Source organism: Streptosporangium sp. NPDC000509, from assembly GCF_042898365.1.
Classification (GTDB): domain Bacteria; phylum Actinomycetota; class Actinomycetes; order Streptosporangiales; family Streptosporangiaceae; genus Streptosporangium.
This window is the reverse complement of the sequence record NZ_JBIAYX010000005.1, coordinates 185,969-206,986: the sequence shown is the minus strand read 5'-3', so window position 1 is coordinate 206,986 and position 21,018 is coordinate 185,969. Positions and strand designations below refer to the sequence as shown.

18 protein-coding genes are annotated in these 21,018 nt (G+C 68.7%); 11 read left to right on the top strand and 7 right to left on the bottom strand.

The genetic code is table 11. The features are described from left to right. Positions 1–399: 399 nt before the first annotated feature. Both ACFY3D_RS11690 and ACFY3D_RS11685 read left to right on the top strand, forming a co-directional pair. Positions 400–936 (top strand): NUDIX hydrolase family protein, encoded by a 537-nt coding sequence (locus ACFY3D_RS11690; RefSeq protein WP_350941413.1) that lies wholly within the window; start codon positions 400–402, stop codon positions 934–936. 275 nt (positions 937–1,211) lie between these two features. Continuing rightward, a complete protein-coding gene (locus ACFY3D_RS11685; RefSeq protein ID WP_389977992.1) occupies positions 1,212–2,480 on the top strand; it encodes an endonuclease Q family protein in 1,269 nt (422 codons plus the stop codon). A gap of 277 nt (positions 2,481–2,757) precedes the next feature. Here the strand turns inward: ACFY3D_RS11685 and ACFY3D_RS11680 are convergent, their stop codons facing one another. Beyond that, positions 2,758–3,549 (bottom strand): DUF2064 domain-containing protein, encoded by a 792-nt coding sequence (locus tag ACFY3D_RS11680; RefSeq protein WP_389977989.1) that lies wholly within the window; start codon positions 3,547–3,549, stop codon positions 2,758–2,760. Positions 3,550–3,815: 266 nt separating this feature from the next. Continuing rightward, positions 3,816–4,073, bottom strand: coding sequence for a hypothetical protein (locus ACFY3D_RS11675; protein ID WP_389977986.1), 258 nt, complete (start codon positions 4,071–4,073; stop codon positions 3,816–3,818). 282 nt (positions 4,074–4,355) lie between these two features. Between ACFY3D_RS11675 and ACFY3D_RS11670 the strand changes: the two genes are divergently transcribed. Genes ACFY3D_RS11670 through ACFY3D_RS11660 form a run of 3 tightly spaced genes read left to right on the top strand, consistent with a single transcriptional unit; the run spans position 4,356 to position 9,752 of the window. Then, positions 4,356–5,570, top strand: coding sequence for an endonuclease domain-containing protein (locus ACFY3D_RS11670; RefSeq protein ID WP_389977983.1), 1,215 nt, complete (start codon positions 4,356–4,358; stop codon positions 5,568–5,570). Then, on the top strand, positions 5,560–6,333 hold the full coding sequence (locus tag ACFY3D_RS11665; RefSeq protein ID WP_389977980.1) for a hypothetical protein: 774 nt from the start codon (positions 5,560–5,562) through the stop codon (positions 6,331–6,333). The genes ACFY3D_RS11670 and ACFY3D_RS11665 overlap by 11 nt, the downstream gene beginning before the upstream one ends. Continuing rightward, positions 6,333–9,752: a helicase HerA domain-containing protein gene (locus tag ACFY3D_RS11660; RefSeq protein ID WP_389977978.1), complete on the top strand. Its 3,420-nt coding sequence runs from the start codon at positions 6,333–6,335 to the stop codon at positions 9,750–9,752. The genes ACFY3D_RS11665 and ACFY3D_RS11660 overlap by 1 nt, the downstream gene beginning before the upstream one ends. Here the strand turns inward: ACFY3D_RS11660 and ACFY3D_RS11655 are convergent. After that, the gene (locus tag ACFY3D_RS11655) at positions 9,712–10,458 is read right to left on the bottom strand and encodes a nucleoside/nucleotide kinase family protein (protein ID WP_389977975.1); all 747 of its coding nucleotides are present in this window, start codon (positions 10,456–10,458) and stop codon (positions 9,712–9,714) included. The two genes, ACFY3D_RS11660 and ACFY3D_RS11655, sit on opposite strands and share 41 nt — an antisense overlap. Before the next feature lie 193 nt (positions 10,459–10,651). On the opposite strand from ACFY3D_RS11655, the gene ACFY3D_RS11650 reads away from it, so the two are divergent. Further along, a complete protein-coding gene (locus ACFY3D_RS11650; protein WP_389977973.1) occupies positions 10,652–11,515 on the top strand; it encodes a hypothetical protein in 864 nt (287 codons plus the stop codon). A gap of 150 nt (positions 11,516–11,665) precedes the next feature. Here the strand turns inward: ACFY3D_RS11650 and ACFY3D_RS11645 are convergent, their stop codons facing one another. Then, positions 11,666–12,289 (bottom strand): TetR/AcrR family transcriptional regulator, encoded by a 624-nt coding sequence (locus ACFY3D_RS11645; protein WP_389977970.1) that lies wholly within the window; start codon positions 12,287–12,289, stop codon positions 11,666–11,668. 104 nt (positions 12,290–12,393) lie between these two features. On the opposite strand from ACFY3D_RS11645, the gene ACFY3D_RS11640 reads away from it, so the two are divergent. Continuing rightward, positions 12,394–13,611 (top strand): cytochrome P450, encoded by a 1,218-nt coding sequence (locus tag ACFY3D_RS11640; protein WP_389977967.1) that lies wholly within the window; start codon positions 12,394–12,396, stop codon positions 13,609–13,611. Between the two features lie 8 nt (positions 13,612–13,619). Next, a complete protein-coding gene (locus ACFY3D_RS11635; protein ID WP_350941432.1) occupies positions 13,620–13,823 on the top strand; it encodes a ferredoxin in 204 nt (67 codons plus the stop codon). Between the two features lie 76 nt (positions 13,824–13,899). On the opposite strand, the gene ACFY3D_RS11630 is transcribed toward ACFY3D_RS11635, so the two are convergent. Next, a complete protein-coding gene (locus tag ACFY3D_RS11630; RefSeq protein ID WP_389977963.1) occupies positions 13,900–14,838 on the bottom strand; it encodes an SDR family oxidoreductase in 939 nt (312 codons plus the stop codon). Positions 14,839–15,034: 196 nt separating this feature from the next. On the opposite strand from ACFY3D_RS11630, the gene ACFY3D_RS11625 reads away from it, so the two are divergent. Further along, complete coding sequence (locus tag ACFY3D_RS11625; protein ID WP_389977960.1) at positions 15,035–15,601, top strand: TetR/AcrR family transcriptional regulator; 567 nt, start codon at positions 15,035–15,037, stop codon at positions 15,599–15,601. Between the two features lie 411 nt (positions 15,602–16,012). Further along, positions 16,013–16,516, top strand: coding sequence for a hypothetical protein (locus tag ACFY3D_RS11620; RefSeq protein ID WP_389977957.1), 504 nt, complete (start codon positions 16,013–16,015; stop codon positions 16,514–16,516). A gap of 346 nt (positions 16,517–16,862) precedes the next feature. On the opposite strand, the gene ACFY3D_RS11615 is transcribed toward ACFY3D_RS11620, so the two are convergent. Both ACFY3D_RS11615 and ACFY3D_RS11610 read right to left on the bottom strand, forming a co-directional pair. Continuing rightward, a complete protein-coding gene (locus tag ACFY3D_RS11615) occupies positions 16,863–19,241 on the bottom strand; it encodes an ATP-binding cassette domain-containing protein (protein ID WP_389977954.1) in 2,379 nt (792 codons plus the stop codon). Positions 19,242–19,302: 61 nt separating this feature from the next. After that, positions 19,303–19,713 (bottom strand): VOC family protein, encoded by a 411-nt coding sequence (locus ACFY3D_RS11610; RefSeq protein WP_389977951.1) that lies wholly within the window; start codon positions 19,711–19,713, stop codon positions 19,303–19,305. Between the two features lie 212 nt (positions 19,714–19,925). Between ACFY3D_RS11610 and ACFY3D_RS11605 the strand changes: the two genes are divergently transcribed. After that, positions 19,926–20,825 (top strand): TIGR03619 family F420-dependent LLM class oxidoreductase, encoded by a 900-nt coding sequence (locus ACFY3D_RS11605; protein WP_389977948.1) that lies wholly within the window; start codon positions 19,926–19,928, stop codon positions 20,823–20,825. Positions 20,826–21,018: the final 193 nt, after the last annotated feature.

Below are 21,018 nucleotides of genomic sequence, written 5' to 3'. Positions count from 1 at the left end.
TCAACCATCGCAGGGCGTTCGGCACATATGCGCCTTGACCCGGGAAAAGACCGACCACTATCTCTACGGTGCCCAGCATTTCCTTTCCCTTCCCGAGCATGAAGAACAGGCAAATGCATCGCCCATTGCAGTCCCCACGAAAAAATGCGTGCGAGGGATTGACTCTTTTGACGACAACCGCGATCATGATGCACTGGACACCCCTAAGGTTTTAACTACATTCGTAGATCATGGTTCAAGTCGCCGGGGGACGGCCTGTAGCCGGTGGAGCATCCCGCGGCGAGCTTCGCCTTGACCTACGGTCTGGTCGTGTCCCGGAATGCCGATCCGACCGCGCTCGTCGGGAAGAACCGGCCGCTCCGACGTCTTTCCGAGCCGACCGCGAAGTACCATCGGTCAATGACCGAAATGACCGAAACCACGCCCGGCTGGCTCGCTCCGGAAGAACTGGAGGCGACCCGCGCGCGGATGCCGATCCTCTACGTCGACGCCGTCCCCGTACGGGTCGACGAGACGGGAACGGTCACGCGCGTCGGCCTGCTGCTGCGCATCGGAGCGGACGGAGCGGTCAGCCGCGCCCTCGTCTCCGGCCGCGTGCTTCACCATGAGCGCGTCCGCGACGCGCTCATGCGGCACCTGGAGAAGGATCTCGGTCCGACGGCACTGCCCTGCATCCCCCCTTCCCCGCAGCCGTTCACCATCGCCGAGTACTTTCCGACCCACGGCGTCACGCCCTATCACGACCCCCGGCAGCACGCGGTCTCCCTCGCCTACGTCGTCCCGGTCACCGGCGACTGCCGTCCCCGGCAGGACGCCCTCGACCTCGTCTGGTTCACCCCCGAGGAGGCTTCCTCACCGGTGGTGCAGCAGGAGATGCTCGGCGGGCAGGGCCTCCTGCTGAAGCAGGCCCTCGCCCACGTCGGCTGCCTTTCCTGACCGTCGCACGCCCTGTCGCACGCCCTGGGAAAACGACCGGTCGTCGCACTCGGGCCGGTGCCGCACGCATCGGCCGCTTTCCCGACCGCCGCACAGGTCGATCACCTTCCCCGGCCGGTCACCTTCGGCGACGTACGGCCATGATCCTTTTTCCTGGGCTGTGGCGGTCTGGGTCATGACGGTCTGGGTATGAGGGATTCACCGACGCCTACGGGTGGCCCTCGCCGAGCCGGCTTTCCCAGGACAGGAAGCGATGGATGCGTTTTCATGCGGATTTGCACATTCACTCGAAATACGCGCGGGCCTGCAGCAAAGACAGCGACCTGGAGCACCTGACGTGGTGGGCGCGGCGCAAGGGCGTCGCGTTGATGGGCACCGGTGATTTCACGCATCCGGCGTGGTTCGAGCATTTACGCGAAAATCTCGTACCGGCGGAGCCGGGGCTGTTCCGGCCCCGTGAGGAGATCGCCCCGGAGGCCCTCGGACCGCTGCCCGCCGGTGTCGGCCCCGGTGAGGTGCGGTTCATGCTGTCCGCGGAGATCTCCACGATCTACCGGCGCGGCGAGCACACCCGCAAGATCCATCACCTGGTCTACATGCCGGGCTTCGACGAGGCCGCGACGTTCAACGCCAGGCTCGACCGGATCGGCGACCTGAGCTCGGACGGACGCCCCATCCTCGGCCTCGACTCCCGTGCCCTGCTGGAGATCACCCTGAGCAGCGGTGACGGCGCCTACCTGGTGCCCGCCCACGTCTGGACGCCGTGGTTCGGCGTCTTCGGCTCGAAGTCGGGCTTCGACACGATCGAGGAGTGCTACGGCGAGCTCTCCGGCCACATCTTCGCGCTGGAGACCGGCCTGTCCAGCGACCCGGCCATGAACTGGCGGGTCTCCGCCCTCGACCGCTACCGGCTGGTCAGTTACTCCGACGCCCACTCGCCGCCCATGGTCGGCCGCGAGACCACGGTGTTCGAGACCGACCTCGACTACTTCGCCGTCCTGCGGGCGCTCCGGACCGGGACCGGGTACGCGGGAACGACCGAGTTCTTCCCCGAGGAGGGGAGGTACCACGTCGACGGGCACCGCAGGTGCGACGTCCGGATGGGTCCCGAGGAGACGCGCGGGCGCGACGGGATCTGCCCGGTGTGCGGGAAGCCGCTCACGGTGGGCGTGCTGAACCGGGTCCAGGAGCTGGCCGACCGGCCCGACGGTTTCCGGCCCGAGGGCGTCGCGGGCTTCCGCAACCTCGTACCGCTGCCGGAGATCGTCGGCGAGATCCTCGACGTGGGGCCGAAGAGCAAGAAGGTCCTCAGGGAGGTCGACAGGCTCACCGCCGCGCTGGGCCCCGAGTTGGGGATCCTGGAGGACGTGCCGGTCGAGGACATCGCGGACCTCTCACCGCCGCTCGCCGAGGCCGTCGGACGGCTGCGCCGCGGCGAGGTGATCAGGGAACCCGGGTACGACGGCACGTACGGCGTGATCCGGCTCTTCGAACCGGGCGAGCTGGAGCGGGCGCGCGAAGAGACCGCCCCGACGCTTTTCTAGTGGGCCTCACACAACCTTGCCGGGGAAACCAGACCTGAAGAGAGCCGGTCACCCGGTCGTGATATCCGGTCAACGTTCGGAGACGGGCCACCAGCCCCGTCTGCCAGGCACTGCTTTCCAGGTCCCCACCTTTCAGGCCCCGCCTTCGAGACACCGCCTTCAGGCCCGCTGCCCCGACACCCAACCCCGCTGACCGCGACCTCCCGGCTTCCCCGCGGTCCCGGTCTCCGTGACCGCGCCCCTCGATTCCGTGCGTGCGGCCTTCCTGGACTCCGGATCACCGCAGCGCGCTCATCCTCGCGAGAGCGGCGGCGAAGAAGGACCGCGGGGCCTGCGCGGCCACGACGAACGCGTCGGCCGCGGTGTCCACGTCGGTGAGGCGGGGCATCAGGGCGACGCTCAGCCCGGCCTCCTCCAGCCTCCGCAGCTGGATCTCTCCGACGGTCGGCTCCGACATCGGGATGCCGAGCAGGGGTGCGGGCTCGGGAGCGCGCAGCCCGAGCAGCCAGAACCCGCCGGCCGTCGTCGGGCCGAACACCGCGTCGTAGGCGCTGAGCATGGACAGGGCGTAGACGAGCATGTCCGGGGTGACCTGCGGGGTGTCGGCGCCGATGAGCACGACCGGTACGGGCAGGAGCCGGTGGGCGTCGTCGAAGGCCGCGGCGAGCCGCTCGTCCGGCGCTTCCCCGCGCTGCGGCAGCACCGTGAAACCGTGGGGAAGCCAGGGGCCGGGGGCGCCGTCGAGCGCGAGCACCCTCCTGTCGACGGGAACGCGGGCGACCGCGCGCAGCGTATCCTCGAGGGCGGCGGCGGCCAGCGCGGCCGCCTCACGCGCGGTGAAGGGCGGGATCAGCCGGGTCTTCACCTGTCCCGGCACCGGCTCCCTCGCGATCACCACCACCTGCCCCTCGGGCGGCCCGCCCTGGGACGGTACGCGCCGCGACGGCCCGCCCCAGGCTCGTCGGCTCCTGGACGCCTCGCCATGAGGTGTCTCGTTCCCGGTGTTCCCGGTGTTCCAGATGTGAGGGAACGGGCCGCTGCCGTACCGCCCGCTCCCGGCACGGCTCATGCGTCCGCTCGATCGGCCATGACCCGGCGCGTCAGAACCGCCTCCCCGTACGGGCACTGCGGCACCACGTCGATCTTCATCGTTCGACGTTAAGGCCGGTGGGCGGGCTCCCTCGTGAGGGCGAGGGCGTGCTGCCAAGAAATGACCGGTTCAGGCCCACGGTTGGAGAATGTTTGGGAATTCCGGCGCGAATACCCCTACTCGCCATGATCACCAACCGGCGTCGCGCCCCCGAGCTCTTTCAGGAGCGCGTTCGGGAGAACTTCCTACATGCTCTCGGTGAACGTCCGGGAGTTGCTCTCACTGCTCTGGTAGCTCTGGTAGCCCGGTCCCCACGTCCAGGTCTCCGTACGATCGCCGTTTTTGACGATCTTCTTCCCGAAGAGCGAGCATTCGATCGCCACGGCGGGCGTGGGCGGGATGAGGGCGGCGGACGCGACCGGCGCGGCGATCACCACCGTGGAGGCGGTGAGGGCGGCGCCGGTGAGGGCGATGGCAGCGGTGATACGGCGGGCAACAGGCATGGGTTCTCCCATGACGTGCGGATGATCCGACGGAGATATCGCCTTTTTTCCGGAAAGCCGAACCACGCCGACCATCAAGATTCACACCGAGTCACATTCGGATCATCCGGATTTGTCCACCGCCTGGAATCACACCTTCCACGACCAGGGGATAAATCATCTCAAATACGAAATTTCGGGCATTGGAAACGGGTGAATTTTATCGCTTCTCGCAAAACACCTGCATCACCCAGCACTGGCGTATAACCTCGCGAAGTCTCAACACGCGGAAAAGGAAGTGGCGTGGCAGGATCATGGGCGGAGCTGCCGACGGGACGCGTCGTGCGCGTTCGCGGCGCGGACCCCGATGCCATCGCCCTTTCGATCGACCCGCTTCCCGACGACGCGCCGGCGATTGTCACCTACTACGCGGGTGACACGCGATCCGCGGGGGAAACGGTCTCCTCGGTACTGAGTGAGCTGGAAAAAGCCGCCGTCGATCTGTTCCCCGCGTGGCTGCCCGGCGCCGAGGGCATCGGCGGCCCCGGTGGCGCGGGCGGGCGCGCCGTACGCGTGCTCGCCCTGCGGGCCGCGTCCGCGACCGAGCACTTCGGCCCCTTCCTCGCCGACCTCGCCGAGCGGGCACTCCACGAGGTCGAACCTCCCGCGCCACAAGGGGCGTCACGGGAGGCCACGGCTCGGGAGGCGCTCCGGGCATCGCGGGAGGCCGCGACTCGGGAGGCACTTCGCGGGGCGTCGCGGGCCGCTCGGGAAGCGCTACGAGGAGCCTCTCGCGAGGCGAGAGCGCGGCGCCCCTCCAGATTCACCGCCGAGACGCGGGCCGCCGGCCTCGGGCGAGTGATCGCCGCCAGCTTCGGCCGGTCCCGCGCGGCGATCCTCGTACACGTCCCCGCAGACCTCTCTCCCTCGGCGGAGGAGGCGCTCGTCGCGGGGTGCGAATGGCTCGCCCACCACGGTGGCCTGGGAATCTGGCTCATCGGCGCCCCCCTGGCCACCGTGGACCGGATCGCCGTGACGCACCTGCGACTGCCCGCCGAGGTGACGGACCTCCTCCGCGGCCTACCGGAACCGGCGGATCCCCAGCCCGAGGCCCGTACGGCGCACACGGTCACCTACCCGGCGTTGGCGGGAAGGCCGCATCCGGCGAGCGTCGCCGAACGGACGCTGGAGGCCGCGCTCGCCACGTGCGACTGGGCGACGGGACGCGCGTGGAACCAGACCCACCGGCCGCACCCGCTCGTCAACCCCATCCGGGTGGACCTGCTCTGGCGGGACGAGCGGTGCGTGATCGAGATCGACGGCCCCGAGCACCACTCCCCGCGCGCGTACGCGGCGGACAGGCAACGGGACGTACGGCTCCAACTCGACGGCTACGCCGTGCTGCGCTTCACCAACGCGCAGGTCATCACCGATACGAAAACCGTGCTTCACCAGATAAGGCGATTTCTCCGGGACCGTCGCCCCGGAGCGTTGGAAGGATTAGAACATGCCCGATAAAGCACTTTCACTGCCGGAAATCGCCGCACTGCTGGTGTTGATGATCGAGGCGAGAGAGATCTCCAATCCGGAGCTCAAGGAACGTCACGGTCTGACGATCACAGGAAAGGAGCGCCTGAACTTGAACGATCTGAAGCTGGTCAAGAGCCGAAAGGAAGGGCGCTCGTTCACCCACGTGTTGACCGACGCCGGATGGGCCGCCCTGGCTACCGAACTCCGAGCCGGGGTCGTCCTCCCTGAGCGCTCGGGCTCGGCGGGGGTCGCGCTCCGCGCCGTCCTGTTCGGACTGCAGAGCTTCATGGAACGATCTGATCGCAGCCTCGCCGACATCTTCGGCGGAAACACCGCCCCTGTGTCCGAGAGCTCTTCCGGTGACTCCGCGATGGCACCCGCAGCCTCCTCGGACGATCCCGCGCTCACGACTTCCGCAGCCCTCCTTGCAGAGGCCCCCATGACCCCAGCTTCCGCAGACACCCCCGCAGCTCCTCCGGTATCGGCGGCGCCGGATGTCGAGCAGCGCATTCGTGCCGCCTACCGCGAGCTGGCCGCCAAGCCGGACGCCTGGGTGAGCCTCACGAAGCTCCGCCCTCTGCTGGGTGAGGTACCGAGGGCAACGGTCGACGAGACCCTCATCGAGATGAACCGCATGAATGACGTGAACATCGTCCCTGATGACGACCAGAAGATGCTTTCCAAAGAGGACAGGGACGCGGCGGTGACCATCGGCGAGCAGGAGAAGCACCTCCTCTGGATCGAGGCGTGATGAGGGACGAAGAGCGCAGGTTACTGACGGAGCTCAAGTTCAGGCTGAACTCGGTGCTGACCATCGACGATGTGTGGAACACCTCGCCGTTCCACGTGAAGGGCCTGCACCGCCAGACCGGCCAGCTCCTGCTCGACGGGCTGGGCGAGGCCGGGGAGAGCCGAGGCCCGAGCCCGATAGGCGTGGTCGTCCAGGGCCAGCGGGGCACAGGTAAGACGCACCTGCTGGGCTGGGCACGGAGCCGAGTCCTGCGGGAGGGCGGATACTTCTTCCTGGTGAGCCTGCTGGACGCCAGGAGCTTCTGGGAGAGCGTCGTGGTGTCGATGCTCGACAGCCTCTCCCGCAAGGTCAGGGAGGAAGACGGGGCGAGCCAGCTCAAAATCTTCCTGGAGCACCTGTCGGAGCTGGTCGAAGTCCCCCGGATGGTGCGACGCGCGGTGACCGGGAACACGGCGCTGACGAGGGAGGCCCTCGACGCCTTCGTCGAGGCGCTGCACCGCTTCGACGGACCGCTGTGCCTGGATACCCAGAACACCGTACGGGCACTCGTCCTGCTCGCCTCCGGCGGCCTCGCGACACAGGACATCGGAACCTCCTACCTCTCCTCTATCCCCGAGGAGGAGCCAGGCGAGCGCGCCCCGTGGGGCATCCGGCGGGGGGAGAAGACACCTCAGGAGATCGTGCGGGACATCTCGCGGCTCATGGCGCTCACCGGCCCCACCGTGATCGCGGTCGACCAGATCGACATGCTCATCGCGCAGTCATCGCTCATCGACGTCAACGACTCGGAACAGGACTGGCGCCAAGCCCTCGTCATCGAGCAGGTGGCAGGTGGTCTGATGGCGCTGCGGGAGGTCACTCGCAGGACACTCACGGTCGTCTCCTGCCTCCCGAAGACCTGGATCCTCATCGAGAGGCTCGCGACCGGCACCGTCCAGGACCGGTTCCGGAAGACAGTCCAGCTCATGACCATTCCCGATGCCAAGGTGGGCCGCGAGCTGGTCGAGCGGCGGTTCGCTCCGCCGTTCCGAGGGGTCGACTTCACGTTGCCCTATCCGACGTGGCCGGTGCGACCGTCCGCGTTCGAGGACGCACCCAACTTCACCCCACGGCAGCTACTGAAGGTCGTCGACCGGCACCTCCACTCCTGCCTGGTCAACGGCGAGATCAGGGAGCTGGAAAGCCTCAGCTCCCGCCCCATCACGGATCCGACCCCCGTCCCCGGACCCCCTGTCTCCCCGCAGGAGTTCGCGGCGCTGGACGCCCGCTTCGCCGTGCTGCGAGACAGGGCGGACGTGACCTCGGCGACTGGTCCCTTGACCGAGGACATGACGATGCCCGCGCTGTTGTCAGCCGGACTCAACGCCTGGATCACCGAACAGGGCGACGCGGGACGTGTGTTCAGCCAGGATCCCCCGCCGAGTTCGAAGCCTCCCCTGCACGCGCGTCTGCGGCGCAGTCTGGACGAGACCACCGAGGACGAGGCGCATTGGTGCTTCCGCGCGATCGCCACCAAGCACGCCAACGCCGCGCTGGTCCGCCTGCGCAACGCCTCGGTGGCGGCGGGCCTGGACGCCGGGGTCCCGAAGCGGAAACTGTTCGTGCTGCGGAACGCGGAGTGGGCGAAGGGACCGCGCACCCGGGAGGTCCTCGCGGAGTTCGAGCGGGCGGGCGGCAGGGTGCTCCGCGTGGACGACGAGGACCTCAGGATCCTCACGGCGCTCCGCGACCTGTTCGTTGAGGACCCCGCGAACCTGCGGGCCTGGCTCGTCTCGCGGAAGCCCAGCGGTGACGTCAAGCTGTTCAGCGAGGCGCTGGGGGACGGGTGGACCGTTCCCGGAGAGCTTCCAGGTCCCAAAGGTCCGCCCTCTCCCGTCACCTCCGACGAGCCGTCCGGCCAGGTCGCTCTCGAAGATGCCGAGACGGCGGGGCACGCCGCCGTACTCGCCGAGGCCGAGCCCGGACACACCGCCGCCGGAGGACACCCCGGCCAGGCCGCTTCCTCACCGCAGGTCTCCCCCGTGGCAAGACCCGCTGTGAGGCCCGACACGGAGTCCGACGCGAGCCCTCACGCGACACCCGCAAATCACGGACCCGTGAACCACACGGACCGCCGTACGGGAACCGGCACGGAATCCAACACGAGCCCTCGTACGAGACCCGACGCGAACCGCGCGCCTTCCGTCACCCTCGGCAGGATGATGACCGACGGCACCCCCCTCGACCTCGACCTGGAATCGCTCAGGAAACACACCGCGATCTTCGCCGGGTCCGGGTCGGGGAAGACCGTGCTCATTCGCGGTCTGATCGAGAGGTGCGCGCTCCAGGGCGTGTCGACCATCGTGCTCGATCCCAACAACGACCTGGCACGTCTGGGAGACCCCTGGCCGTACCCGCCGGCACACTGGGACGCCGATGCCCCCGCGAAGGCCGAGAGGTATCTCGCCGACACCGATGTCGTGATCTGGACGCCGCGTCGCAGCGCGGGACGTCCCCTCAGCTTCCAGCCCCTGCCCGACTTCGCGAGCGTCGTCGACAACCCCGACGAGTTCACCGAGGCCGTGGAGGTGGCCGTCGCGTCCATCGTGCCGCGGGTCAAACTGGATGCGAGAACGGCCAAGGCCCAGCTCGGGCAGGCGGTGCTCAGGGAGACGCTCAGACACTACGGAAGGCGGGGGGCGAGCGGCCTCAGAGGTCTCATCGCGATGCTGTCGGCACTGCCGGACGGGGTGAGCGGGCTCGACAACGCGGAGAAGATCGCGTCCGAGCTGGCCCAGAACCTGACCGCGGCCATGGTGAACGACCCGTTGTTCGGCGGTGAGGGTACGCCGGTGGATGCCGGACTCCTGCTCACCCCTCCTCCGGGAAAGCGGGCGCGCGTCTCGGTGATCAGCCTTGTCGGGTTGCAGTCGGACCACCAGCGGCAGAGCTTCGTGAACCAACTGCAGATGGCCCTGTTCGCCTGGATCAAGAAGAACCCGGCCGGTGACCGGCCGCTGGGCGGGCTGTTCGTGATGGACGAGGCCCAGACGTTCGCGCCGTCCGGCACGATGACGCCCTGCACGCACAGCACGCTCGCGCTCGCCTCCCAGGCCCGCAAGTACGGGCTCGGTCTCGTGTTCGCGACCCAGGCACCCAAGGGACTGCACAACCGGATTCCCGGTAACGCCGCGACCCAGTTCTTCGGCCTGCTGAACAGCCCGATCCAGATCTCCGCCGCGAGGGAGATGGCCCAGGCCAAGGGGAGCGACGTCACCGACATCTCGCGGCTGCGGACGGGCCAGTTCTACGCGGCCTCCGAGGGTTCGGCGTTCGTGAAGGTGCAGGTCCCCATGTGCCTGAGCCATCATCCGAAAGACCCGCTCAGCACCGAGGAGGTCATCGCGAGGGCGGGGAGGCCGGTGGCGGACTTCCGCTGACCTCGCCGATCGAGCGCAGGACGGCGTCGGGGACGACGAGGTCGGCGCGGAAGCGGGTGGTGGCGATGAGGTCGGCGTTGCGCTGGTCGGTGCCCAGCGCCCAGGCCGCGGCGGCCTCGGGGTCCTTGCCGAAGCGCTCGTGCCGGGCGACGAGGCGGCGTACGCGCTCGTCCGGGTCGAGGTCGCAGTACCAGACCTCGTGGAGCCGCGATCGCACGCGTGCCCAGTCGCCCCGGTCGAGCAGCAGGTAGTTTCCCTCGGTGACGACGAGCCTGGCGGCCCGAGGGACCGGGATGCTTCCCGCGATCGGCTGCTCCAGGTCACGCTCGAACGCGGGCGCGTAGACCATGTCGTCCTCGTCCTCGCGCAGGCGGCGGAGGAGAGCGGCGTATCCGGCGGCGTCGAAGGTGTCGGGGGCGCCCTTGCGCTCGCGGCGCCCGAGCCGGTCGAGCTCGACGTCGGCGAGGTGGAAGCCGTCCATCGGCACGTACGCCACCCACTCCCGCTCCGGCAGTCCCTCCGGAGGCGCGGACCGCAGCAGGCCGACCAGGTGCTCGGCGAGGGTGGTCTTGCCCGCCCCCGGGCTCCCTGTGACGCCGAGCAGCGCGCGGTGCCCCTCCCGTACGAGGGAGCGCGCCCTGACCACCAGGTCGTCGAGGGAGGTCGTCGGGTCGTCCCCGGCCGTAACCGCCGAAGTGCTCGTCACGTGAACGAACGTAGCCGAGCCCTCCGCCGACAGCCAGCGCGGTCCGTACGTCTCGACGGCGCTGCAACAATTCCGGTCCCTGCGCCGTCTAGGCCGTAACGACGCAGAAAGGACGACAGTTGGCCGACGAACCCGGCTTTGACGACTTCGTGGTCGAGCGAGGCGAGGCGCTGCTCCGCTCTACCATCCGCAGTTGCTTCTCGACGATCGGACGCTGCTCGTCATAACGAGAGTGGGCGCCGAGAAAAGGCGGCTCCTGTGGAGCTACGACCTGGTGAGCGGCAAGCTCCGGCGGATCGCCGAGTTCCCGAACCGGAATTCGACGCTCATCGCCGAAAACGTCACCGTGAACGGCGGAAACATCGCCTGGTGGGCATCGTACAAGGAGCCGGGCAAGCAGCGGGTCGCGCGGATCTGGACGGTGCCCGTCGGCGGCGGCACTCCCCGTAAGGTGACCGACGTCCCGCTGGAGGACGTCATGAAGAAGGGTCACATCCGGGCATTGGAAGTGGTGGGCTCGGACGTGGTCTTCTCCCGCGAGAGCGGCGGAGTGTACACGGCACCGCTACGCGGCGGCACTCCGCACCTGGTGCCGGGCACCGAAGGACAGCACCTCCTGCGGTGGCCCTGGGTCGGCTCCCACAGCAAACAGGCCGTCTTCGCCAAGCTGTTCAATATCAAGACGCGGGAGCGGCGCGACGCCGTCGTCAGGCCCGGCGAGAAGTTCGTCAGGTGCGGCGTCAACCGATGCTATGGCCACAGCTCGTCCGGCGGGCCCGGCCCGCGCGTCTTCGCCCGCGACCGCGACGGCTCCCGGGAGCAGACGCTGCCCTCCGTGATCGAGGTAGGTGACGATCCTGGCCTGGAGCGGTTCTACAAGGGGACGCTCATGAAAGGCGTCGTCCTCCACGACGCGCTTACCGGCACCTCCGCCGACCTGGGCGTACGGCAGGACAAACAGGGGGTGACGACCATCCCCGACGGCGGCTTCGACCGGCTGATGGCCTATCAGGTCGGCAAGGAGATGTACGTCGTGGACCTGGCTGCCATCGAATAGCGAAGATGCCGGGACTCATGCCCACCCCGGCACCTTCGGGGAACGCTCCTCACCGCGAGAACAGCCGACCTCTCCCCCTGAAGGAACCCGGGGAAGACCGGCCGGTCCGAGGTGTACGGATCATCGTCGGGGCCGAAGACGGAGGCGTGGTCAGAGCGGCTGCGCGGAGGCGGTGCGGAGGGCGGAGAGGACGAGTTGGGTCGCCTCGCGGCCGGCCTTCAGCATCTCCTCCGCCGACGCGCCGTTGCTCATGCTGACGACGGCGGCGAGCTTGCCCCCGCCGATCACCGCGCCGACGATCGCCGACGCCTCGACGAGGCTCAGCTCCTCCGGACATGCCCGGTGCAGGGCCTCGGCGAGCTCCCGCTGGCTCTCGAAGAGGAGCAGCAGGCCGCGTGCCCGCAGCGAGGGGACGGTCATGACGAGGTGGTTGATCAGGCCTATCTCGCCCTGGAGCTGCTCGTCGAGGGTGAGCGCGGAGAAACCGGAGTCGAGGGCGTGGGTCAGCAGGTCGATCGCCCGGTCTCCCGGACGGGGCTCCGCGATCACCCGCAGCACGCGCTCGATGCCGTCGCGCGAGTTGTAGAAGATCACGTCCTCCTTGCTCGCGAAGTAGCTGAAGAAGGTGCGCGTCGAGACGTCGGCGGCCGCGGCGATCTCCGAGACGGTGGTCTGCTCGTAGCCCTTGTCCATGAAGAGCTCCAGCGCGGCGGCGATGAGCGCGTGCCGGGTGCGCAGTTTCTTGCGTTCGCGCAAGCCCAGAACCTCACACATGCGGGCAGTTTAGTACATCAGACCATACTTTGCATCTATTGAAACTTTGCACTTGATGTAGTTTTCTGGATGGGACGAAGCGCGTCATCGCAGAGGAGCGTGAGATGACCCAGTCCCAACCGGAAGCACAGGCCCACCAGGAAGCCGTCACCTTCCCCTTCGGACGTCCCAGCCCCTTCGAACCGCCCGAGCGCCTCACCTCGCTGCGCGAGGAGGGGCCCATCACCCCGATGGTCTACCCGGACGGGGCGACGGGCTGGCTCGTGACCGGCTACTCCGCCGTACGGTCGATCCTGGCCGACCCCCGCTTCAGCTCCCGGCGCGAGCTGCTGCACATCCCCGTGCCCTTCCCGCTGATGCAGGAGATGCGCCGACCGGCCGACCCCGGCATGTTCATCCGGATGGACCCACCCGACCACACCCGCTACCGCAAGCCGCTCACCGCGCAGTTCACGGTGCGGCGGATGAAGCAGCTGGAGCCGAGGATCCGTGAGATCACCGAGGAGCGGCTCGACGCGATGGAGAAGGCCGGGCCTCCCCAGGACCTGGTGAAGGAGTTCGCGCTGCCCATCCCCTCCCTGGTGATCTGTGAGCTGCTCGGCGTCCCGTACGCCGACCGCGACGAGTTCCAGCGATCCACCGCGGTGTTGCTGAACCTGGAGTCCTCCGTCGAGGACATCCGCGCGACGATCGCCGGCTTCAGCGCGTTCTTCGCCCGGCTCATCGAAGCCAAGCGGGCCGACCCCGCCGACGACCTGCTCAGCGGGCTGATCGAGGGCGGCGAGCTGACCGACGAGGAGCTGGGCAACGTCGGGTTCCTGCTGCTCGTCGCCGGACACGAGACGACGGCGAACATGCTCGGCCTGGGCACGTTCGCCCTGCTCCAGCACCCCGACCAGCTCGCAGCGCTGCGCGCCGACCCCTCGCTGATCGACAACACGGTCGAGGAATTGCTGCGCCATCTCACGATCATCCACGTCGGCCCGCTCCGCGCGGCCCTGGAGGACGTCGAGGTCGAGGGGCGGCTCATCAAGGCGGGAGACCCGGTGACCCTCTCACTCATGGCCGCCAACCGCGACCCCGCCCGCTTCGCCGACCCCGAGCACCTGGACATCACCAACCCCGCGGCCGGGCACCTCACGTTCGGCCACGGACTGCACCAGTGCCTCGGCCAGCAGCTCGCCCGCGTGGAGATGCGCACCGCGTTCCCGATGCTGTTCGACCGCTTCCCCGGCCTGCGCCTCGCCGTACCGGCGGAGGAGGTCCCCATGCGCGAGAAGATGTCCATCTACGGTGTACGGGAGCTGCCGGTCAGATGGTAGGAGGCGAGATGAAGGTCACCACGGACGTGGCGCGGTGCATCGGAGCGGGCATGTGCGTGCTCACCGCGCCCGAGGTCTTCGACCAGAGCGAGGACGAGGGCACCGTCGTGCTCCTCGACGAGACGCCCCCGCCCGAGTTGCACGCCGCCGTCCGCCGGGCCGTGCAGTTGTGCCCCTCGGGCGCGATCTCGGTGAGCGATCCGGAGAGCTGAGGCAAACGGACCGGTCGGCCCTGAACGGGAGAGCTGAGGCCGGCCGGTTCGTCGGCCCTGACCGGGAGGGCCGAGGCTACGCGGGCCCGCCGGTCCTGAAGTAGTGCCCCTTCTCCAGGTCCTCGATCAGGCCCGGCTGGGTCGGCTGCCATCCCAGCAGTTCGCGGGTGAGTTCGCCGGAGGCGGGGTTGTCGGTGGCGAGGAACCACGACAGCCAGCCGAAGTGTCCGGCCGCGTCGTCGACGGGGACGGAGCGGGTCGGCAGGTCGAGGTGGCGGCCGACGACCTCGGCGATCGAGCGGATCGGCACGCCCTGTTCGGCGACCGCGTGCAGGACCGATCCGGGCGGCGCGCCCTCCAGGGCGAGCTGGAACAGCTTCGCGGCGTCGACGCGGTGCGTGGCCGGCCAGCGCTGGGAGCCGTCGCCGACGTAGCCGGAGAAGCCCTTGTCGCGGGCGATGCCGACCAGGGCCGGCACGAACCCGTTGTCGCCCTCGCCGTGCACGGTCGGCGGAAGTCGCACGACGGACGAGCGGATGTTCCGGTCGGCGAGGGCGAGGGTGACGTGCGCGGTGCTCAACCGGGTCCGCGGGCCGCTGTCCAGGTCCGCGGGCAACGCCTCAGGAGTGAGCCCGTCCTCTTCCGTGCTCGTACGGCCCGGGGTGAGCCCGAGCACCCCGGAGGCGAGCACGAACGGCCGGGCGGACCCGGCGAGCGCCTCCCCGAACGTCTCGACGACGCGGCGGTCCGCGTCGGCGGCGCCCTGGAAGTCTCCCGTGAAGGCGATCTCGTGCTTGAACGCGAGGTGGATCACCCCGTCCGAGGCGGCGGCCTCGTCGCGCAGGACGTCGAGGTCGTCGAGCGTGCCGCGGACCACCTCGGCCCCGGCCCTGGTGAGGGCCGCGGCCGAGGCGTCGGAACGGGCGAGCCCCACGACCCCGTGACCCGCGTCGATGAGTTCGGGGACGAGTGCGGAGCCGATCCATCCGGATGCTCCGGTGACGAAAACGCGCATGAGTCATGCCTCCAGCCCAGTCGGTCGCCCTCGCGCGGAGAAGGCGCGTCGGACGACCGGGTAATGTCAGTCGCTGTCATCACACCGTAGCAACCGATGTCAGTCGCTGTCATCACATGGCGGCGAATAATGTCAGCGACTGTCATCACGCGACGCCGACCGATGTCAGCCACTGCCATCGGGTACACTGCCCGGCATGGGGAGATGGGAGCCGAACGCACGATCTCGGCTCGAACAGGCGGCGCTGGATCTCTACCTTGAACACGGCTTCGAACGCACCTCGGTCGCGGAGATCGCCCAGCGGGCGGGGCTGACCGAGCGGACGTTCTTCCGCCACTACGCGGACAAGCGCGAAGTGCTGTTCTCATGTCCGAGCCTGCTGCAGCAACTTTTCGCGGACGCGGTCACCCAGGCCCCCAAGTCCGCCACCCCGATAGAAGCCGTGGCGGCGGCCATCGAAGCCACCGCGGCCGTGCTCCAGGAACGCCGGGAGTACACCCTCCGGCGCCAGACCGTCATCGCCGCCAGCGTCGAGCTGCAGGAACGCGAGCTGATCAAACTCGCCTCACTGTCGGCCACACTCGCCGACGCGCTGCGGCAACGCGGAGTCGAGGACGCCTGCGCGAACCTCGCCGCGGAGGCGGGCATCGCCGTCTTCAAGATCGCGACCCGCCTCTGGGTCGAGCAGTCCGGTCAGGGGGACCTCTCCCGGTTCGTCAAGGAGTCGTTCGAAGGACTCAGAGCGGTGACCGCGGGCACCTGACCCGCGAGACCCGACCGGCTCGAACCCCGAAGGACCGGGAAACGCCCAGGCCACCCGGCCTTCGATGACGGACAGCGGTCACCTGAAGTGATCATTCACACACGGGACAGATCTTCATCTTTTCCGAACCCGTCCACCGCATGCCCCATTTATGCCTTATGTAGATCTTGCGCGTTTAGATGATTTATAAGTACTTTCTAATCGCTTGTTTGTCGCGCACTCCGAACCATCGACAACAGATCGACGACCGGCAGTCCTCTCGTCATACGGGAATTGCTCCGCTTCCGCCCTGTAGGTATTTTTGCCGGTACCGGGCGCGCATTTCTACACAGACCAGAGAGAGGCGAGGCGCTTTCCTTAGGTCATCGGCCCGACGGGGGCCGGGATCACCGAATCGAAGGACCAAATGAAATGCGTCGTCACATCGCCGCCCTCACCCTCACCATCGCCGGTTTCGCCGGCATGGCGTCCCTGTCCGCTCCCGCCCAGGCGGCCTCGCCGATCACCGTGACCGTGAGCCTCGGCAGCATGTCGGTCACCGGCACGACCGAATCCGACCTGATCACCCTGGCCGAGGGCACCGGGGGCGCCATCAAGGTGACCGGGGCGGGCGTCACCTCCAGCGACAGCGACTGCCAGCCGATCTCCGGCGGGGTCAGCTGCAAGAACGCCAACACGATCGTGGTCAACATGCGCCAGGGCGACGACATCGTCAACAACGACACCGTCAACCGGTTCACCGAGATCTTCGGCTCGGCCGGCCACGACACCCTCTGGGGCGGCAGCGGCCGCGACGTCCTCGTCGGCGGCACCGGCGACGACTTCCTGAACGGCCGTGGCGGCAACGACACGACCGACGGCGGCGCCGACACCGACACCTGCATCGGCGAGATCGAGGAAAACTGCGAGCTCTGAGTGACCGGCCTCGTGAGAGAGGGCCGGCGGCGGGCCGGGCGTCCCATGGGACGCCCGGCCTTTTCCATCCGTTGCCCGGCTACCAGGCAACGCGGGTGATGAACGCCGAACAACTCTCCGGACTACCCGGCGGCTTCCCGCACCATCCGAACCGCTCGCTCTTTCAGCACCAGCCGGTATCACACTGGGTGGAGTGCGACACCCCAGATCGACCTGACACGGGCTTCACCCTTTCCAACCGACGAAGCCTCCGGCAATCATTTGCGGAAACCGCGAATATCGGCGAAGTGACCATGTGACGACACCGCGAACGCTGCCGGCGGATCAGGAACGCCCCTCTCCCCGATCAGGTGCCGACGTAGGCCGCGAGGTGTTCGCCGGTGAGGGTGGAGCGGGCGGCGACGAGCTCGGCGGGGGTGCCCTCGAAGACGATCCGGCCGCCGTCGTGGCCGGCACCCGGACCGAGGTCGATGATCCAGTCGGCGTGCGCCATCACCGCCTGGTGGTGCTCGATGACGATGACCGACTTGCCGGAGTCGACGAGCCGGTCCAGCAGGCCGAGCAGCTGCTCGACGTCGGCGAGGTGCAGGCCGGTGGTCGGCTCGTCGAGGACGTAGACACCGCCCTTCTCGGCCATGTGGGTGGCGAGCTTGAGCCGCTGCCGCTCGCCGCCGGACAGCGTGGTGAGCGGCTGACCGAGGCTGAGGTAGCCGAGCCCGACGTCGGCGAGCCTGCCGAGGATGGCGTGCGCGGCCGGGGTGCGCGCCTCGCCCGCGCCGAAGAACTCCTCGGCCTCGACCACCGACATCGCGAGCACCTCGCTGATGTCGCGACCGCCGAAGCGGTATTCCAGCACCGACGCCTGGAACCGCTTCCCCTCGCACTCCTCGCAGACGGTGGCGACGCCCGCCATCATCGCCAGGTCGGTGTAGATGACGCCCGCGCCGTTGCACTCGGGGCAGGCGCCCTCGGAGTTCGCGCTGAACAACGCCGGCTTCACGCCGTTCGCCTTCGCGAACGCCTTGCGGATCGGGTCGAGCAGGCCGGTGTACGTCGCCGGGTTGCTGCGCCGCGAGCCGCGGATCGCGCTCTGGTCGACCGAGACCACCCCCGCGCCCCGGGGGATCGACCCGTGGATGAGCGAGCTCTTGCCGGACCCCGCGACGCCGGTGACGACGACGAGCACCCCGAGCGGGATGTCGACGTCGACGTTCTGGAGGTTGTGGCGGTCGGCGCCGCGGATCTCCAGCGTGCCCTTGGGCGTCCGCACCGTCTCCTTGAGCGTGGACCGGTCGTCGAAGTGGCGGCCGGTGATCGTGCCGCCGGAACGCAGCCCCTCGACGGTGCCCTCGAAGCAGACGGTGCCGCCCGCCGTACCGGCTCCGGGGCCGAGGTCGACGACGTGGTCGGCGATCACGATCGTCTCCGGCTTGTGCTCCACGACGAGGACCGTGTTGCCCTTGTCCCGCAGCCGCAGCAGCAGGTTGTTCATCCGCTGGATGTCGTGGGGGTGCAGGCCGATGGTGGGCTCGTCGAAGACGTAGGTGACGTCGGTGAGCGAGGAGCCGAGGTGACGGATCATCTTCACGCGCTGCGCCTCGCCGCCCGACAGCGTGCCCGCGGGCCGGTCGAGCGAGAGGTAGCCCAGCCCGATCTCCACGAACGAGTCGAGGGTGTGCGCCAGCGTGCCGAGCAGCGGAGCCACCGAGGGCTCGTCCAGGCCGCGTACCCATCCGGCCAGGTCGCTGATCTGCATCGCGCACGCGTCGGCGATGCTGACCCCGCCGATGCGCGAGGACCTCGCCGCCTCGCTGAGCCGGGTGCCGTCGCACTCGGGGCAGGTGGTGAAGGTGACCGCCCGGTCCACGAACGCCCGGATGTGCGGCTGCATCCCCTCCCGGTCCTTGGACAGGAACGACTTCTGGATCTTCGGGATCAACCCCTCGTAGGTGAGGTTGACGCCGTCGACCTTCACCTTGACCGGCTCCCCGTAGAGGAAGTCGTGCAACTCCTTCTTGGTGTAGTCGCGGATCGGCTTGTCCGGGTCGACGAACCCCGACTCGGCGTAGACCCGTACGGTCCAGAAGCTGTCCGACTTCCAGCCGGGGATGGTGAACGCGCCCTCGGCGAGCGACTTGGAGTCGTCGTAGAGCTGGGTGAGGTCGATGTCGGAGACCGCGCCCCGGCCCTCGCAGCGCACGCACATGCCGCCGATACGGGTGAAGGTCGCCTTCTCGGTCTTACGGGCACCGCGCTCGACCGTGATCGCACCGCTCGCCCGGACCGTGGCGATGTTGAAGGAGAACGCCTGCGGCGAGCCGATGTGCGGCTGCCCGAGCCGGCTGAAGAGGATGCGCAGCATCGCGTTCGCGTCGGTGGCGGTGCCGACCGTGGAGCGGGGATCGGCGCCCAGCCGCTGCTGGTCCACGATGATCGCGGTCGTCAGCCCTTCGAGGACATCGACCTCGGGCCGCGCCTGCGTCGGCATGAAGCCCTGCACGAAGGCGCTGTAGGTCTCGTTGATCATCCGCTGCGACTCGGCGGCGATCGTACCGAAGACCAGAGAGCTCTTGCCCGAGCCGGAGACACCGGTGAACACCGTGAGCCGTCGCTTCGGGATCTCGACGCTCACGTCCTTGAGGTTGTTCACCCGCGCGCCGAGCACGCGGATCAGATCGTGGCTGTCGGCGGCGTGTGGCTCGGACGACCTCTCGGTCATGCTCATCGGCTCTCCAACTGTCTGCGGGGGCGGCTGTGCGAGTTCTTGGCTGCGATCGCCGGAGGGATCAGCGCAGCTCCTGGATACGGATCAGGTTGCCCGCGGGATCGCGGACGGCGCAGTCTCGAACGCCGTACGGCTGCTCGGTCGGCTCCTGACTGATCTCGGCGCCACCGGCACGCAGCCGTTCGAAAATACTATCGAGATCGTCGGTGGAGAGGACAATACCGGCGTAGGTGCCCTTCGCCATCATCTCGACGATGGTGCGGCGCTCGTCGTCGGTGACTCCGGGGTCGGCGACCGGCGGTTGCAGCACGATGGAGGTGTCCGGCTGCCCTGGAGGACCGACCGTGATCCAGCGCATCCCGGCGTATCCGGCGTCGTTGCGGACCTCGAAGCCGAGGATGTCGCGGTAGAAGGCCAGGGAGGCGTCCGGGTCGTCATGCGGGAGGAAGCTCGCGTGAATGGTGATGCCCATGACGTTCACGCTAGATGCGGCTCGGGGGTGGGCGCTTCTCCGATCCTGACCGGTCGGGTCACCCGCTTCACCAGGCAGGACGGCACCCCCGCCGCCGCCCGGCCGAATCCACACGGAGATTTCGACATCCCTCCCGGGAAGAGCGCAAAAATCTCATGCCCGCTCCGACTACCCATCGAAAGGACACACCTCAACGAGCATCGGAGAACGAGATGAACCTTCCTCGTATCGGCGTCAGCCTGCCGCACTTCGGACCGTACGCGGGCCCGGACGCCGTCGTCGCCGTGGCACGGGCGACGGAGCGGCTCGGATTCCACGCCGTGTCCGTCAGCGAACGGCTGCTCATGCCCGCCGCGCCGGACTGGACCAACGACGCCGGCCTGCCCGAGTCCCATGTCTGGGACTCACTGGAGATCCTGACCTGGGCCGCCGCCCACACGGAGCGGATCCGGGTGAGCACCGGAATCGTCAACTCGATCTTCCAGTCGCCCGTCATCCTCGCCCGCAGGCTGGCCACCCTCGACCGACTGTCCGGTGGCCGCCTCGACGCCGGTATCGGCCAGGGGGGCGGCACGATGGAACCGCCGTACTACATCCCCGAGGAGTTCGTCGCGGCGGGAGTGTCGGCCTCGCGCAGGGGCGCCGGGTTCGTCGAGCACATCGCCGCGATGCGGGCCTGCTGGGGTCCGGATCCCGTCGCGCATCACGGCCGGTACTACCGCATCCCGTCGTCCCTGGTCGGGCCGAAACCGTTCAGGGGCACCATCCCGCTGTTCATCGGCGCGCTCACCCGGCACACCATCGAACGGGCGGCGCGCGTCGGTGACGGCTTCATCGTCGTGGCCCTGGACTGGGAGGAGACCCGGACCAAGATCCAGTGGTACCGGGAGGCGGGCGGCACCGGCACGGTCGTGGTGAACACGATCCAGGCCTACCCCGACACCCCGATCACCCCCGCCACGCTCACGGACGCCACGCTGAACGACCTCGAACGCGCCGCGAAAGCCGGCGCGGACGAGATGCACCTCACCCTCAACCTCAAGCCCGTCTCCCCGGACGATCAGATCGAACTGCTGGAGGCCCTCACCGGCAAGCTCGGCCTGCCCGGCTGACGAGGGTCCGGTGAACGCCTCGTCCCGCGTCCACCGGGCCGTCCCGTGGTGGTGCCCTCGCCGGGGGCAGGGCACCGCCCTTGGAAAGCGGCGCCCCCATGTCGGGCCGATCGCCGGATCTCCTCCGGAGCACTGCTCTTGCCGGGAACGACCGGCAGCGGTGCCCTCGCCACCCCTGACAAGGGCACCGCCA

Excerpts from the sequence above, each read along its gene's own strand:
- ACFY3D_RS11620 (WP_389977957.1), top strand. The coding sequence starts at position 16,013 with ATGCGTCGTCACATCGCCGCCCTCACCCTCACCATCGCCGGTTTCGCC.
- ACFY3D_RS11665 (WP_389977980.1), top strand. The coding sequence starts at position 5,560 with ATGCCCGATAAAGCACTTTCACTGCCGGAAATCGCCGCACTGCTGGTG.
- ACFY3D_RS11610 (WP_389977951.1), bottom strand. The coding sequence starts at position 19,713 with ATGGGCATCACCATTCACGCGAGCTTCCTCCCGCATGACGACCCGGAC.
- ACFY3D_RS11680 (WP_389977989.1), bottom strand. The coding sequence starts at position 3,549 with ATGAGCCGTGCCGGGAGCGGGCGGTACGGCAGCGGCCCGTTCCCTCAC.
- ACFY3D_RS11605 (WP_389977948.1), top strand. The coding sequence starts at position 19,926 with ATGAACCTTCCTCGTATCGGCGTCAGCCTGCCGCACTTCGGACCGTAC.
- ACFY3D_RS11625 (WP_389977960.1), top strand. The coding sequence starts at position 15,035 with ATGGGGAGATGGGAGCCGAACGCACGATCTCGGCTCGAACAGGCGGCG.
- ACFY3D_RS11640 (WP_389977967.1), top strand. The coding sequence starts at position 12,394 with ATGACCCAGTCCCAACCGGAAGCACAGGCCCACCAGGAAGCCGTCACC.
- ACFY3D_RS11660 (WP_389977978.1), top strand. The coding sequence starts at position 6,333 with ATGAGGGACGAAGAGCGCAGGTTACTGACGGAGCTCAAGTTCAGGCTG.
- ACFY3D_RS11630 (WP_389977963.1), bottom strand. The coding sequence starts at position 14,838 with ATGCGCGTTTTCGTCACCGGAGCATCCGGATGGATCGGCTCCGCACTC.
- ACFY3D_RS11615 (WP_389977954.1), bottom strand. The coding sequence starts at position 19,241 with ATGAGCATGACCGAGAGGTCGTCCGAGCCACACGCCGCCGACAGCCAC.
- ACFY3D_RS11645 (WP_389977970.1), bottom strand. The coding sequence starts at position 12,289 with ATGTGTGAGGTTCTGGGCTTGCGCGAACGCAAGAAACTGCGCACCCGG.
- ACFY3D_RS11635 (WP_350941432.1), top strand. The coding sequence starts at position 13,620 with ATGAAGGTCACCACGGACGTGGCGCGGTGCATCGGAGCGGGCATGTGC.
- ACFY3D_RS11690 (WP_350941413.1), top strand. The coding sequence starts at position 400 with ATGACCGAAATGACCGAAACCACGCCCGGCTGGCTCGCTCCGGAAGAA.
- ACFY3D_RS11675 (WP_389977986.1), bottom strand. The coding sequence starts at position 4,073 with ATGCCTGTTGCCCGCCGTATCACCGCTGCCATCGCCCTCACCGGCGCC.